We start from the raw sequence: 14,515 nt of genomic DNA, 5'->3' as shown, positions 1-14,515 counted from the left end.
CTAACCATGAAAAACCAAACACGCCCATTTACTGTAGTGTTGTTGGCTCCTATTGCAGAACAACCTATTCATGCTTTAGTTGCGCCATCAGGTGATTCAATTCTGTTATCACAAGATACGAAAGTCTCTACTCTCGCAAATATTCCAGATATGATCGAATCTGAGTTCGGTACATATGATGAATTTCTTATCGAACATCGCGATCAATTTATGCTGTTTAACCAAGTCGCATCTGATTTAGATCCTGATCTAATTTTTCCTAAAGTGCATTCAGACCTACTTGAAGATAGCTTATGTATTATTCGTTCTATTTTCGCTTTTGAACGTTTCAAATTAGAAGAAGAACAAAAGAATGCTACTCGTAAAGAGCCTAAAGAAATTAATCAAGAATATTTAATGAAACGTGCGATAGACCAGGCAATGACTTTAGAGCAAGATGTTTCTGACCTTTCATCAAATGTAGAGCGCTTACAAAGCCCGATGTCTTAAACTCCATTAAATATATTTAAAATTAACTTTAAACCCTCTCTTAAAACTTATATGCTTATTAGTAATAGTTTAAGGGTGTGGTTTAAAGTATTTTTAGATGGATACAAATTTAGTTTTTTTCGATGACTTTAACGCTACTTCTAACACCTCTTCTGGTGAAAATCACCGTTCTTTAATTAACGTACTATTCTTCTTTCTCAACTATCATAAAGGTACGTTTTTAGCTGATACGATATTTTTTGATACCCACTATCAAACAATTGACAACCGTAATATTGTCGGGGTTTTGCCTATTCTTTTTAGTATCTGCGAGATTGACCGTTCAAAAGGTCACACCGGGCAAATAGTCGATATTCAACAGGATCTAAATAACGTAGATGAAGATGATTATGAACTTGTAATTGATATAGATGATACGCAAACATTTAATTTGTTCTACCACTTCCTTAAACCATCCAATGATGCACCTGTAAAACCACACCTTAATCAACTAAAAGTATTCCCAGACAACTTAATCGATTCGATTAAACACCATGAGCTTTTAAATTACATTCTTGCTCTCATTGAGAATAAGATCTGGACCGATTCTGATGTATTTACGTATGAGTACAAAAATAGGTTTTTGTATTGCGTTTTTATCTATTTGTCCAAGACCATAGATCTAAGTTTTAATAGCTCTCACGATTCTTTCACGAGCTGGCTTGAGCTGCGTAACCTATCTTGGTTTGGTGCTAATGAAGTTGATACCAGTGACTTTGCAACATTAGAGCTTTATATACATGCCCTATCCTACACGCTAAAACTGGCAAACCATGTTGTAAAAGCAATCATCAATAATAATGTGACGCCGTTTAAAGTTGCACCGCAAGAAGAATTGTTTTACTTTTTTGCTGAACGTACAGACGCACGTTCTCCTAATGAAGAGACTACACCGCCGTATACGCCAGCGGAAGATGATGAAACTTTTTCCACTGAACTTTCTAGTGCTCCAGTACCAGCACCGTCAAATAAGGAAACACCAAAAGTAACCGATGCTTATTTATTGGTTGGTGCGGATCTTGAGGATTCTGAGTCCACAACACCAGAAAAGAATGTGATTACTCAAGACTTCAACTATCAAGCACGTTTAAATGAATTGTATGAGCTGTCAAAATCCATCAAAGATGAAATTATAGATGCTCCAATCATTTCTATTAATCAAGCGTGGAATATAGTGCAAGATAAATGGAAGTTTTATCTCGATACTTTTTCAAGTAGCTACTTCAATATGAATGATTTTGAGAAGACGGCTATTCTTAAACAATTGAAATCACTCAAAGCCAGTATTTTTATGAACTGGTTTGATATTAAGTCGGGTGCTGGCCAGCAAGTATTTATTGATCTAGTGTCATACGACACGTTTAAGATTGAGTTTCTTTCTTCTGAAGCTAAGATGATCCAAACTTACATGAAGGACCGTATCAAAAATCAGATGTATTTTGAAACTACAGCGCCACAACCAAAGTTTTTGAGAAATCTAAAAAACTTATTTAATGAACGTGTCGATACGCAAAAAATTAAAGACATCGAAAACACTGAACTTTTGTTGAAGGTGAATGGCATTCTTGACGGTGTTACCAAAGATCTCATTGACAATATCAATCTGCATTTATCAAATGACATTTATCTTGTGAACTACTTTTCTAATGTAGATAAGGAACTGGAACCGCCCAAATATCACTTATTAGATATTTTGCTTCGTACTTCAGTGCTTAACCTTATCTATGTTTGCCCTACCGCATCACTCAATGCAACCAAGGATCTTCTAAATGCAATCACTGATCCTGAAATTGAGGTTTCAGCTTTTGATACATTCGACCGCAAACAATATCAAAATCAAATTGTAAAAGAACTCGCATGTTCATTCCGTCAGCGCATAGATCCATCTGAACTTTTGAAGCTAGATATTACGTAGATATAAAAAATGCCCATCATTCGGGCATTTTCTTTTTAATGGTTAGGCTTACCAAGGTCTAGGCTCTGGTGGGCGTGATGTGTATTCGTTATCCGTATTGTTTTCAGATTCATTGTCTTGGTCCAATTCTGGATCTGTTTGTTTGTAGCGGTTTTGGTAATCTTGCTGCTCAATTAAATCTTCTAGAGCCATTTCTTTAAAGTGGCCAACAAGTAATGAACGTGTTTCTTCTTGGTATTCTGGTTCTTGCGCTAATTGACGACCAATTTCATTCGGTAGTTTATTGTCGTAGATATATTTTAGGTTGGTTCGTTGTGTTTGTAGTGTGGGTTGTGGGTTAAACTCGTCAGTAAGGGAAACTACTTTAGCTTCACTAAAACTAGCACCACAATTAAAAACGGCTCTGGTCGCGTCTTGAAGTATATCTTCTTCGTTCTGAATGTTTTCCATTTGGCTTAAACCCTTTATTAAAGTCAGAATCTTAAAATTAAGATATGTATTAAGATACCCAATTATACTTCAATAAATTTTCAATTTGTACCTTTAACGCTTCTTGCTCTAATCTGTCTAAACCTATTGTTGCGATGTTCTCTAAAAACTTGTCTTTATACTCGTTGTAACTTTCTATATCGTCTTTTTTAATGGTTTTGTCTAGATTTAACGTAAGCATGAGGTTTAATACTTTTAATATTTTTAGGTTCTTGCGTTTTTTGAGAACTTCAATAGGATCTAATTCAAAAGTATTTATTTTATCTAGTTTTTCTTTATAAGTTATTGCCATTAAAGGGTTTATGCTTTGGTTGAGTATGTAGGATAACTCTAAAACAGTTATATCTTCCCCCATATCTTTAGATACAGATTTCTTAATTTCCGACAGTAAAATTAAGTGAGATGTAAACTTTGCTTTATCCATAATAGTCTCTTGTATTTAAACTAAATCATTAAAACAATTAGCAAGTCATGTTTAAACTTTCTGTATATACCAATAATAGTTTTGTGGTACATTATTGCTAATTTAAAAACCATTGTTATTTGTAATAAAATGGTTTTAATGATTCTTTGGTTAAAAGGTATTAAGCCTTTTAGTTAAACGTCTAACTTGTAATTTATAACACTTTGCTTTTAGTCGTCTTAAGTAAGCGATGTATAAGAAGCATTAAGAAAAACGGTGAGTTAGCTATGAGTTTATTTTGTCAATCGACAAATCCGAATTGTGATGGCGACCAAGCCGTTACTCTTCTCTCATCTATCTTTGGACACGACTTCATCAATGCGTTTATCAATGCGTCTGGACCAGCTTCGACAGTACCATCATCAGGTTTACTCACTAATATATTATTAGGCGGTGTAGCTAGTGTGGCAATGTCGTTGGTTTTGGTTTTTGCGATCGGTATTGGTTTAACAGCACTTTTGAAAAGCGCCCAGGACGGTGAAGCTTTCGGGAAAGATTCAAAAGTCACTACGATGTTTTCCCGAATATTATATTCGATTATTTTACTTTTACCTACGGCGTCCGGCTACTGTTTCATTCAAGTAGTCGTGCTAGGTATGGTGCTATGGTCAAATAATGTATCCAATACAATTAATAATAGAACGTTAGGCGAATCCTTAATGGCTTCGGCTAGTTTGTCAGATACGCACGATCATCAGCGTGACATCTTTGGATTTAGGAAAAATGCGCCTGTTATGCTTCGCCAGTTGCATTGTATTAACGTTTTAAACCAAGAGTTTTATACTCTACCACCAGCATTCGGGCGCTATTTTAGTGATGGTGCTTATGGGGGGAATGCTAATCCTGGTGTTAGCATGACTGCAGTAGAGAAAAAGCAAAACTACATTGATAAAACCGCTAAAACTGCAAGTAACTGGACATCTGTTACTTATAACTTCGCTTACGCTGACAGCCGTTTAGAAGTTGGGGGCAAAAAAGAGCCGATCTGTGGCGGTGCTTCAATGAACGTTGTTAATCCAGCTGCGGTTAATGCTGAATTAATGGACATTCCTGTTTATAAACTTCGCCAATCAGATCAAAACAAGATCAACGTTGCTTTGGCAAATGTTCAAGCTAAGTTACAACAAGAAAAGAACAATCTATATCGTCAATTCTTTATCGATTTAGAAAAGTGGTATATCGCGTATCAAGTAAATGCTAATGCTACTGAGCAAGAAGGCACATTCCCTATTAGTAAAGCTGGAATGGATGCCTTTAATGCGCTAGTTGATAATTATGTGAATAAGAGTCATACCGTAACGAATAATGTTCTGACTTCTGAAAATGGCTATACTGCGGTTCAAACTGTTGTTAATACGCTAAATCAGCGCGGTTGGATGATGACGCCTGAAGCTCGTATTAAAGTAGGTCAATATCGCGCTATTGTTGAGAAGTATATTACTGAACCTTTGTGGACGTTCACCCCTCCTACACTGAATTCAGCAATCATGAGCAACTCAAAAGGTGAAGCAATTTATAACACCGTTTATGTTGCAATGGATAATGCTGTTGGTAGCCTTACATCCAACAATAATTGGGTGGCAAACGGCGATATTGCCGACTCTACCAACTTAATATCAATGTCTACCGATGGTGGTGACTCAAACAAAGTATCCAACATCGATCAAAAGTTTTCGGCGTATGGTTCTGCTTGGGCAACAAACATTACTAAATCATTGGTAATGGGTATATTGGTCGGTGAAAAAGGCGATGCGGAATTATTAAATAATAATTCGTCTAGCTCAAATATCAGCCCTACTACATTGCACCGCAATACGAATGTTATCCGTAATATTCAAGATACTGGTGAAGCAATCTTAGTCTATAAAGCTGTGGCTCAAGGTACTGTTGTCGGCATGAAATTAGTCGTGCTTACTGCTCGTTCTGGTTCTGCACTTGTTCAATGGGTACCAGGGCTTAAGGGCGTAACTGAAGAAGGCACCAACGCTTTAGAATATGCCGTTGAAAATATCTTTGCTCCTATCCTTGGTCAGCTAGTAACATATTTGACGATTCTTGGTGTGTGGATGGCGGTTGTTATTCCATATATGCCAATGATCTTCTTTGGTCTAGCTTGTGTGGGTTGGATCATCCATATCCTATACGCTGTGTGTGGTTTGCCTTTATGGGCGCTAATGCACATGATCCCTGAGCGTACTTTTGTCGGTAGCCAAACACAAGGTTATGTCACGGTATTAACGTTGTTCATGCGACCAATATTTATCATTGTTGGTTTCTGGATGGCTGAAATTATTATCGGGCCAGCTCTCGTTACGCTTACTGATATGTTCTTTAGCTACCAAGGTGCAATGAGCATCGCTTATTCATCTAATACGTTTACAGTTATCTTTACTGAGCTGATTACGTTTATCTGGAAGTTCTTCTTATATCTATTCTTGATGACTTCAGCGATCTACCTGATTTACGGGTTGGTATTTAGTGTTGCTGACCAAGTACAACAATGGATTGGTTCTGGATTGAATGGCGGTCAGTGGGGTGAAACAAACTCAAAAGAAGCTATTCAAAAGTTTGGTGGCGCTGCAAGTACGTTGTCTGGTCCATCTCCAGCATCTCGCCGTCCTTTACCGCCTGGTAGACGTCCTGATGGTGGTAAGGGTGGTCCAAACAATCCGAAAGGTGGTGGTGGTGGCAATGGTGGTACAGGTGGTAATACATTAGGCGGTACTGGTAGTACGACTGCATATAGCCCTGTAAATATGCCAGCTAGATCCGCTTCTTTTGGCGCTGCAACTGGTGGTACAGGTGGTATTACTCCAAGTGGTGTCAGTGGTGGTACGGGTGGTACAACTGGTCTTGGTGCTAAACCAACATCACCTAGCCCAAGCCAAGGTCAATCTACATTCGGTATGGGTGCTACAAGTGTAAGTGGTACAAATAATACGCCTACTACTGGTGGTGGTCTATATGGTGCAAATGCTTACGGAAAAACAGCTTCTACGTTTAATCGTGGTGTAGCTAAAGCATCAGCATCTAAGACTGGTTCTACTTTCGGTAGTGTGAATGTTGCAAGTAGTACTGGGTATACGTATGGTACTGGTTCGACTCCTAATGCACGTTTTGGTGCTAGTTCTAGTGCAACCAAGAAATCTAATATTTCTGGCCGTAGCTCTATGACTAATCGTGTGCGTTCAGGTTTAAGCTCAACTCTGTCTAAGTTTAAAGGTAAACCTTAAAATCTAGACAATAAAAAATGGTGCTCAAAAAGCACCATTTTTTTTATCAAAATATTCATAATTAAAAGTTAATTTTCTGAATGTTGTTTTTGCTTGTAGAGTTAAAAATAAATCTACGAACGCCGATATTAACAAGTTGCTGTTGATCTTTCTCTAGCTGACCAACTGCATGACTGTAAGCACGGTTCAAATTGTTATATGAACGGTTTTGCACAAGTAAGTCAAAGTTGTTGATACGCTCTTTTTCTAACTCAATTTGCTTGTTATTAAGCTCGATGTCTTTTGCTTTCATTTGGGCGCAAACATTGTTGTACTTGTTCGCCAGCTCATTGTGCTTGCTTGTAACGTCATCAATGTGTGCGTTCGCTTCAGCAACCAATTCGTTATACTGATTTGTAATACCTTTGATTTTGTTTTCTAGCATTTCAATGTGAGCTAACAAGGCATTTTCATTCTTCTGGTGTACTTTGTTTTGGATTAAAAAGTCTAATCCCATTGAAGCGCGGTCAATCGCTTGGTCGAAAGTAGCGCTTAAAACGTGTGCGTGATTTAACATATTTAGATACCTCACTACTTTTATTAAATTAAAATATTAAAACCATGTAACCTTATTCTTAAACCTATCAATAAGATTAACGCTATATGTATATACTATCTTAAAACAAAACCTAAAAACTTTTTTTAAAGTATAAAATAAGTATTTAATCGTATATACTTAATCCGTCCACTTAGATATTAGGGACATTTAATAAGAAGTTAATTTATTTTAAGAACTTCCTTTAAGCCTGGCGATTCACTTATGAAATTTAGACCCTCATTTCAATTAAAGCCCTTGAGCTGTGGCATTAAAGTCGCAATTTTAGTGACTTGCTCGGCTTTTATTTATACCGCTAACGCTGATCCTATTTCTGAAAACGTAACCGCTACAAACGCTAATACGGCAAAAGTTCCTAACAACGCTCAAAAAATGATTTTCCATAAATATTCGATCATGCCGAATGATGGGCGCCGTAGTGCTGGTCGTTTTGGTGAATTTCGTTTGCGAGGGGGCGCTGCTGGTAGTCATAACGGTATTGATATTAGTCGTGCGAATCCTAATGACCTTACACTTAAAGCAATTGGTTCAGGTTCTATTGTCTCTTATGACACACGTTCATCTGGTTCAAGCAACCAATCAACCACTAACCCACTAATTATGCAGATGGATACTGGCGATCGAATCATGTATCGCCATACTGATCCATCGTATCAAAAAAAATTTAACGCTTACCCTGGTCAACGTATTCAAGCTGGTCAAAACATCGCACACATGTCAAATAAAGGCTGTGGTTCATGTGCCGTGCATTTGCACATTGAATATGGTGTAAAGGCAAAACGTGGGCTAGATGTTTGGCTGAATAAAAACTTAGATCAAGTTTTTAAAAATCCATCCATTGCACTTCAGCAACGCGTTAAAGGATCTGCGCCATTTGTGGGTAGTTCTGAATATAAGTTAACAGATCCTACGCCATATTTACCTCAGGACGTTGTGATTAGTGTCTCGCCACAAGGACAAGCATTAGAAAACAAATACACACCGTACTTGGGTAACACCATTAGGACTCAATGGAATGCCTTATATTCATCATCAACAGGAATCACCCTCCCCGTTTCTTCATCGGTAGATGGCATTGCAGTAAAACAAGGCAAAAAGCTTCCAGCACTTGCATTTAGTGGCGATGTTTCGATGGATGCTTATGGATCTGCACAAGTGCAAGTCGCTCAAATGATTGCTGACGGTACTATCTCACCTGAAGCAGCTGCAAGCGGTACCATTTATGCAAATGATGTTGCTCAATATGCACCGCCTAGAACTATATTTGGTGGTACGGCTGATGATGTGGGTTTTGATATTGGTGCACTTCATTCTACGCCAGCAGAATTAATTGAAAACATTGGTACTGGACGTTATGGCAACTCTAAATGGTTTAATGAATTAGCAACCATGTCGATGATGGGGCTTTTGATTGAAAAGCTAAACATTATCAATGCACAAAACTATTTGACTAAAGAGATCCATAAACAAAATGAACGCTTAGAGGCTCTTTTGGCAGCTTATACAGCGTCAGAAACTCAACGCTATTCTGGCCGTGTAGATGAACTTTATACGAAAGCTGAACAACCAACTGTTATTCCTGAAGTAGCAGTAGTTGAAATGCAACAGCTTTTTGATGAAGGTGGAAACGGGCAAGTTTATTCAGATGCACAAATCTTAAAAGGTGGACAAGGTACTCCAGATCGTAAATGTGGTTGGGGTATACCAGGTGTTTTTGGTGCGGTTAAAGATGGTATTAAGCGTGTTGCTTTAAAACATGGTTATAACCCTAATGACGTTGCAGCTATTCTTGGTTTTGAATCTGGCGGTTTTAATCTTAAAATTGACAACAACGCTGGTGCATATGGTTTAAGTCAATGGACTAAAATTGGTATAACAGATATTAATGCTTCAGATTTAACAGCGAGAGGAATACCAGCTTCAATTAAATCAAACCCTAAGCAAATCACTACCCTGAGTGCTCAACAACAAGTCGAATTATTAGATTTATACCTTGCAGTAAAAGCACGACAACGTAAAAGCGACTATAATAATAAAACAATAGCTGGGTTTTATGCTCTAGTTTTAGGTGGACCATATAAAAGTCCTAGTCGTGAATATAATGCGAACAGAAACCTTGATAGAAACCCTCGTGATGGTGTTGTGACTTTAGGTGAAGCCGTTACATTTGAAGGTATTGTTATGCGTTTATGTCCTTACTATTCTGAATACCCTTAATAGAGCAATTAAAGGAAATATTATGAAAAACAGATTTTTGTCTTTATTGGGTTTTAGCCTTTTAGCATGTGCATCTTTTAATGCTAGTGCTAATACTAGCTCAGACTCTATTCGTGCTGAACTTGAAAAACTGCGCTTAGTAAACGTTAAATGTGCTGCGGTTTCTAACGATCCATTTGATGCAAAACACCTAAATTGCTATACAAATGTTTATAACCGCGCAAGTCAGCTTGGTAGCCTTGCTTCTAAATATATTAATAATGAAGAAGCTCCGCGTGTTCTAGCTGATCACAATCGAAACTTTACTCAGTTACTTGCTAACTGCGATCAGTTATACGCTGGCCAGACTGCAAAGTACAAAACACTAAGCATGCAATGTAAAGCGACCAACAAATTAGGTTGGGCAATGTTTATTCCGGCATTAATGAAGTAATAAAGGATCAGATTATGAAAAAGTTTTTAAGTTTAGCTTTGATATGTGCTGCTACCATTATTACGTCATCTGCCAACGCTGGTTATAAGACCAAAGCTGAAGCTATTCAAGCTTATAACAAGGTACAAGCCGAGTATCAAAAATGCGTATTTAATTATAATGAAGCGCGTGATTCTGAGTACGGTTCACCAGAACTTAAGTGCAATACACCGTACAACCAATCATTAACACGTTTCATCAAAGACGTTCGTGCGGAAAGTCAAAAGAATGCTGCAGCTTGGCAAGCAATCAATATACAACATATTAAATTTAGCCAAAACTGTGATAGTCAAACTATGGTGAGTTCATACAATCCATCGTTTTTTATTCGTCAATCTTATATGTGTGAATCCTCTGCTTTTACATCTTTAGCACAAGTGGCAATCGACCTTTCTTATTAATTTCAAAACATAAAAAGGGCATCTATAAGATGCCCTTTTTTGTCGTTTGGTTTTAGACTTTTTCTATAATTGTTTCGGTATCTGGTGTTTCAACTTCAAACCCAAAGTGAAGATTACCGTATTCAATTGCTTCTTCTACCCAATGCAAGCCCATGTTTTGCTCATTTCCTACTTTGCTTGAATCATAAGCCTCAAGGGGCATCACCCTCTTAATATCATTTTCGATGAAAAAATATGCATAACAGTGAGGGTGCACGTAGATTCCATCAAAATAAAATGGAATTAAATATCTCCCCTTTAATTCCTTAAACTGCTCAATTGTATGTTTACTTGAAGCAATTCCACCGCCTGAATCTATGACAATGCTTCTAAAAGATCCTGAAGGAATATCAACGATAGCTAGGCCATCGAACGTTTCTACACCATTTAATATCTCTTTAGTTTTGAGAAAAACACCTGGTTCAAAATGGCGTTGCTTGAAATTAAAATCTTCTGTGAAACTAAAGTTTGACTTTGTTTCCTTTTCAATTAGATGAAACATTTCAAGAAGTGGTGTGATTATATCTGCGACCTGTGAGCCCTTTTTCTTAACTAGCTCCATGATATACGGTTCGTGATGAAACTCTCCGCGAATATAACTAGCATTGTGACATGCCTGAAACACTCTATTTTGCAGAACTTCAACTTGATTAGGCATTTGAAATCTCCATATTTTTTGAATTTAAGTGTTCCAATAAATCATTAATGCCATCTGTAAATAATATGTTTTTGGCTCGTGTTACGGTCACATACAACAGCCGTTTTTCATCTGCAGAAATCATTAGCTTTTTATCGAGAATTTTATAGTTAAACCCTTTTGCGATTAGGACATTATCCCACTCTAAACCTTTACTCTTGTGTGATGTGCTAATGACCAAAGTATTTTTTGGGTCAGTTTCATCATCAGCCATACTATTTTCTAACGCCCACTCAATCACTTGCCATGAGTATTGGTTTGTTAGATCCAGAAAGGTTTTTAATTCTGTAGTTGCCCCCTCCACTTCTCCAAACACTTGTATATGGTCCACAAGCTCTTGGTAGGAAGAAAAGTTTTGAAGCTCTTTACACGTTGGCCGTTTATTTGCTCTCAGTTGAAAAATACCACTGAAAATATCTTTACTGCGCTTTCCATCAACCTCAAGACGTATTTTCTTTTCGCCATTAAGGTAGCTATGAAACTTAAAAAAGTATTCAAAAGCCGTAGCATTTGTTCTACAAATAATCGCGTTCAATGAAGATGGTGCATAACTTGATGTACTGAAAGTGGTAACTTTTGACGTTTTACTTGGTAAACCTTTTAACTGTCGGGTTTCACCAAAAAGTTTATTGAGAAGTAGATTAGCTATATCTGCAACTGCATTACCAAACCGAAACGACTGCTCTAAGTACAATGCTTCAAGATCTAGGTTCTGTAAAATATCTTTCGCACCCCTAAAGCCATAAATGCTTTGGTATGGATCTCCAACAAAAATAACTTTTGCTTTTTGACGTTTGAGTACATCTAGTATTAATTGGTCACTATCTTGGCTTTCATCTACCATCACGTAATCAAAATCAAGTTGTGGTTTTTGCAGTACCCACCACTTGAGATAGTAATCGTGTGAACCGTACCAGGTTTGTCGGAGACTTTTTTATTTAAGTTAGGCCACCTGACCTAACGGGTTAATCTTATCATAGTACATTGCTTCAAACTCAAAAGGCGATACATAACCCAGTGCACTGTGTACACGCTTTTTATTGAACCAATCTACCCAGTTTAGTGTCGCAAGTTGTACATCTGCTAAACCTTGCCAATCTGCTTTTAAATATTCAATCACCTCTGTTTTGTATAAGCCATTCACCGTTTCAGCCAGAGCATTATCGTATGAATCACCAGTTGTACCGACTGATGCTCGTAAATTTGCAGCTTCTAAACGATTGGTATAGCGAATAGAAAGATATTGAACACCTCTATCGGAATGATGAATCACATTCTTTGGCATGCCTCGATCGTGCAATGCTTGCTCCAATGCATCGAGCACCATATCTGTATTCATCCGTGTCGATACTTTCCATCCAACAATTGCTCGTGAGAACACATCAATAACAAATGCGGTATATACCCAGCCTGAATGAGTTTGAATATAGGTAAAGTCACCCACCCATAGTTGGTTTGGATGATCAGCATTAAAATTACGTTTCACTAAATCATCTGCCCGTTTTTGGTCATCTCGGCTACGGGTGGTTTGTTTATTCTTACCTCGCCAAACACCTTGTATACCTAGCTTTTTCATTAATCGAGCAACTGTACAACGTGCAATAACATAACCCTCACGTTTTAATTTTTGCCAGACTTTACGTACACCATATCGACCTGAACTTTCCTTCCAAATTCGTTTAATTTGTTCAGCATGATGCTCATCATGTAGATCTCGTTTCGCTCGATGTTCTGGATTGTCAGCGAGATCTAAAGTTCGGTAATAGGTTGAAGCTGCGATCGGTAAAATCCTACAAATCGCATCAACACCATATCGATCTTTATTGTTATGGATAAAATCCACCATTATTTGTATGGGCGGTCGAGCTCCGCCTGGGCGAAAAAAGCGGCTGCTTTACGTAGAATTTCATTGGCACGCTTTAATTCTTCAATTTCACGTTCCATTTGCTTCATTTTTTCTTGATCAGATATCTGTTGTACTTTGGCAGGATTTAGTTGATCCAGATGCTTTAAATACCAAACACGCAATGTTTCAGGAGTACAACCGATTTTAGGAGCAATAGCTGTGATTGCTGCCCAAGTAGAAGGATAATCTTTTTCAGATTCAATTAGTAATTGAACCGCTCTTTCTCTAATTTCGGGGGTATATTTTAATTTTGTCATCGGGATAGTCTCTCAGAATATTGACTCTCCGACAAACCCGGTACGATTCACCCGCGCTTCATATAACCATGCGAAATATTTGACTGATCGTAGAAAGATGCTTCAGGATTGGGCAAATATTGTAGATAGCTGGAGCACATGAATTATTGCATATTCCTATATAAACCTACCATCTATTCTTATTCGTAGCCTACCATTCATTCTTATTTCTAGTAGGCCACTCAGATATATCATCTTCTTTAATGATTAAATTAATTATTCACGTATGTCTTTAGTACTTTGTACCAAAGCATCATATTGAGTTACGTCATTAGCTTTCAATCTGTCCAATATAAATTTTGCAGCACTAATCATTTCTTGTGAAGAAATTGGTCTCATTGTTCGGCTTTGTTGCACAAAGATTTCATAACTATATGATTTTAAAAGTTTTGATAATTTTATGATCTAAAATTAAATTTATTTAAATCAGATGCTTACATATTTATGCAACAAAGCCATTAATTACTCGTTTGTTACGTAAACGAAACTTCCAGTAAATATTGTAAATTCATAATTACACTAAAATTTAACCAGTTTACATATTCTATCCATATTGTGATGTAGTTATATCTTGCAATAAAAAACCACCCGAAGGTGGTTTAACTAAACATCATGGACATCTGTCCAAACTCATAAATGAGTAATGTGAGACCAAATGCTGAGGCTGAAAATACGAGTACTTCTTGCGAGGTCATATCCATCTCCTTCTATTGTTCTATTTAATGCTCTAGTCATTAAGAATGCATTTGACTCTAAATGCAAACAATTATCACAAATTCTAGGGATAGACATGTAAGAGATTTTATAAAAGTAACTGTGACGTTAATTAAGTGTATAAAGTTGTATAACAACATCCATAAGAGAAAAAAACCTCCGCGAATAATAGATATCGAACGGGGTCTTTTATGTCTGATCCGTTTTAAAAAAATAGAGGCTTAGAACTCTCTTAAGATGGATTGCTTAAAAATTTACGCATCTGTCTATGTCTTCTAGTGAGACCTAGTACCTCTTTACGCTTAATAATTTCATCTTCAGTAAAAGGCAGATGATTGATAAGCTGCTCAATCACCATAAAACTATTTTCAATTAAGAAACTATCTTGCTCGGTTGTCCAATTTGAGGTTATATGCTCAGATTTTTTAGACTGTCTTTTCATAAAAAGAAATTATACCTGTTTATAAGGACTCTTGACTTTCTTCAAGCACTCTCGGCATACACAAATTTCTTTTTGGTCATTGGTGTAATCAATCTCTCTAGCACCATG

13 protein-coding genes and 1 other annotated feature are annotated in these 14,515 nt (G+C 37.1%); of the genes, 6 read left to right on the top strand and 7 right to left on the bottom strand.

Annotated elements, in window-relative coordinates; all coding sequences use genetic code 11:
• Nucleotides 1-6: 6 nt before the first annotated feature.
• Both I6L31_RS17605 and I6L31_RS17600 read left to right on the top strand, forming a co-directional pair.
• Nucleotides 7-489, top strand: coding sequence for a hypothetical protein (locus I6L31_RS17605; RefSeq protein WP_005005809.1), 483 nt, complete (start codon nt 7-9; stop codon nt 487-489).
• A 97-nt stretch (nt 490-586) separates the two neighbouring features.
• A complete protein-coding gene (locus tag I6L31_RS17600) occupies nt 587-2,443 on the top strand; it encodes a phosphohexomutase domain-containing protein (protein ID WP_005005810.1) in 1,857 nt (618 codons plus the stop codon).
• Nucleotides 2,444-2,491: 48 nt separating this feature from the next.
• Here I6L31_RS17600 and I6L31_RS17595 read toward each other — a convergent pair whose 3' ends face one another.
• Both I6L31_RS17595 and I6L31_RS17590 read right to left on the bottom strand, forming a co-directional pair.
• Nucleotides 2,492-2,893, bottom strand: coding sequence for a hypothetical protein (locus I6L31_RS17595; RefSeq protein WP_005005811.1), 402 nt, complete (start codon nt 2,891-2,893; stop codon nt 2,492-2,494).
• A gap of 49 nt (nt 2,894-2,942) precedes the next feature.
• Entirely contained in the window at nt 2,943-3,356 is a 414-nt protein-coding gene (locus tag I6L31_RS17590) for a hypothetical protein (protein ID WP_005005814.1), read from the bottom strand.
• Between the two features lie 266 nt (nt 3,357-3,622).
• Between I6L31_RS17590 and I6L31_RS17585 the strand changes: the two genes are divergently transcribed.
• Nucleotides 3,623-6,628, top strand: coding sequence for a DotA/TraY family protein (locus tag I6L31_RS17585; protein ID WP_005005815.1), 3,006 nt, complete (start codon nt 3,623-3,625; stop codon nt 6,626-6,628).
• A 61-nt stretch (nt 6,629-6,689) separates the two neighbouring features.
• On the opposite strand, the gene I6L31_RS17580 is transcribed toward I6L31_RS17585, so the two are convergent.
• Nucleotides 6,690-7,184, bottom strand: a complete 495-nt coding sequence (locus I6L31_RS17580; RefSeq protein WP_005005817.1) for a hypothetical protein — start codon at nt 7,182-7,184, stop codon at nt 6,690-6,692.
• Between the two features lie 243 nt (nt 7,185-7,427).
• Here I6L31_RS17580 and I6L31_RS17575 point away from each other — a divergent pair, with 243 nt between their 5' ends.
• The 3 genes from I6L31_RS17575 to I6L31_RS17565 are packed head-to-tail and all read left to right on the top strand — an operon-like array spanning nt 7,428 to nt 10,313.
• Nucleotides 7,428-9,440, top strand: a complete 2,013-nt coding sequence (locus tag I6L31_RS17575) for a peptidoglycan DD-metalloendopeptidase family protein (RefSeq protein WP_005005819.1) — start codon at nt 7,428-7,430, stop codon at nt 9,438-9,440.
• A gap of 22 nt (nt 9,441-9,462) precedes the next feature.
• Nucleotides 9,463-9,873, top strand: a complete 411-nt coding sequence (locus I6L31_RS17570) for a hypothetical protein (protein WP_005005820.1) — start codon at nt 9,463-9,465, stop codon at nt 9,871-9,873.
• A 14-nt stretch (nt 9,874-9,887) separates the two neighbouring features.
• Entirely contained in the window at nt 9,888-10,313 is a 426-nt protein-coding gene (locus I6L31_RS17565) for a hypothetical protein (protein ID WP_005005821.1), read from the top strand.
• 52 nt (nt 10,314-10,365) lie between these two features.
• On the opposite strand, the gene I6L31_RS17560 is transcribed toward I6L31_RS17565, so the two are convergent.
• The 4 genes from I6L31_RS17560 to I6L31_RS17545 all read right to left on the bottom strand — a co-directional run bounded on the left by I6L31_RS17560 (nt 10,366) and on the right by I6L31_RS17545 (nt 14,407).
• Nucleotides 10,366-11,010 carry a hypothetical protein gene (locus tag I6L31_RS17560; RefSeq protein ID WP_005005822.1) on the bottom strand — a complete coding sequence of 215 codons (645 nt, stop codon included), beginning with the start codon at nt 11,008-11,010 and terminating at the stop codon, nt 10,366-10,368.
• Nucleotides 11,003-11,926 carry a 3'-5' exonuclease gene (locus I6L31_RS17555; RefSeq protein WP_228128638.1) on the bottom strand — a complete coding sequence of 308 codons (924 nt, stop codon included), beginning with the start codon at nt 11,924-11,926 and terminating at the stop codon, nt 11,003-11,005. The genes I6L31_RS17560 and I6L31_RS17555 overlap by 8 nt, the downstream gene beginning before the upstream one ends.
• A gap of 66 nt (nt 11,927-11,992) precedes the next feature.
• Nucleotides 11,993-13,212, bottom strand: a protein-coding gene (locus I6L31_RS17550; RefSeq protein WP_155237303.1) for an IS3 family transposase whose coding sequence is annotated in 2 segments (ribosomal slippage) — nt 11,993-12,936 and nt 12,936-13,212 — 1,221 coding nt in all. Because the reading frame shifts where the segments join, the coding sequence is not laid out codon by codon here.
• Nucleotides 12,821-12,937, bottom strand: a sequence feature (AL1L pseudoknot). Its footprint overlaps the gene before it by 117 nt.
• A 985-nt stretch (nt 13,213-14,197) precedes the next feature.
• A complete protein-coding gene (locus tag I6L31_RS17545) occupies nt 14,198-14,407 on the bottom strand; it encodes a hypothetical protein (protein WP_004676710.1) in 210 nt (69 codons plus the stop codon).
• Nucleotides 14,408-14,515: the final 108 nt, after the last annotated feature.

This window comes from Acinetobacter septicus, from assembly GCF_019355975.1.
Classification (GTDB): Bacteria; Pseudomonadota; Gammaproteobacteria; order Pseudomonadales; family Moraxellaceae; genus Acinetobacter; species Acinetobacter ursingii.
This window is presented reverse-complemented; position numbering and strand designations above follow the sequence as displayed.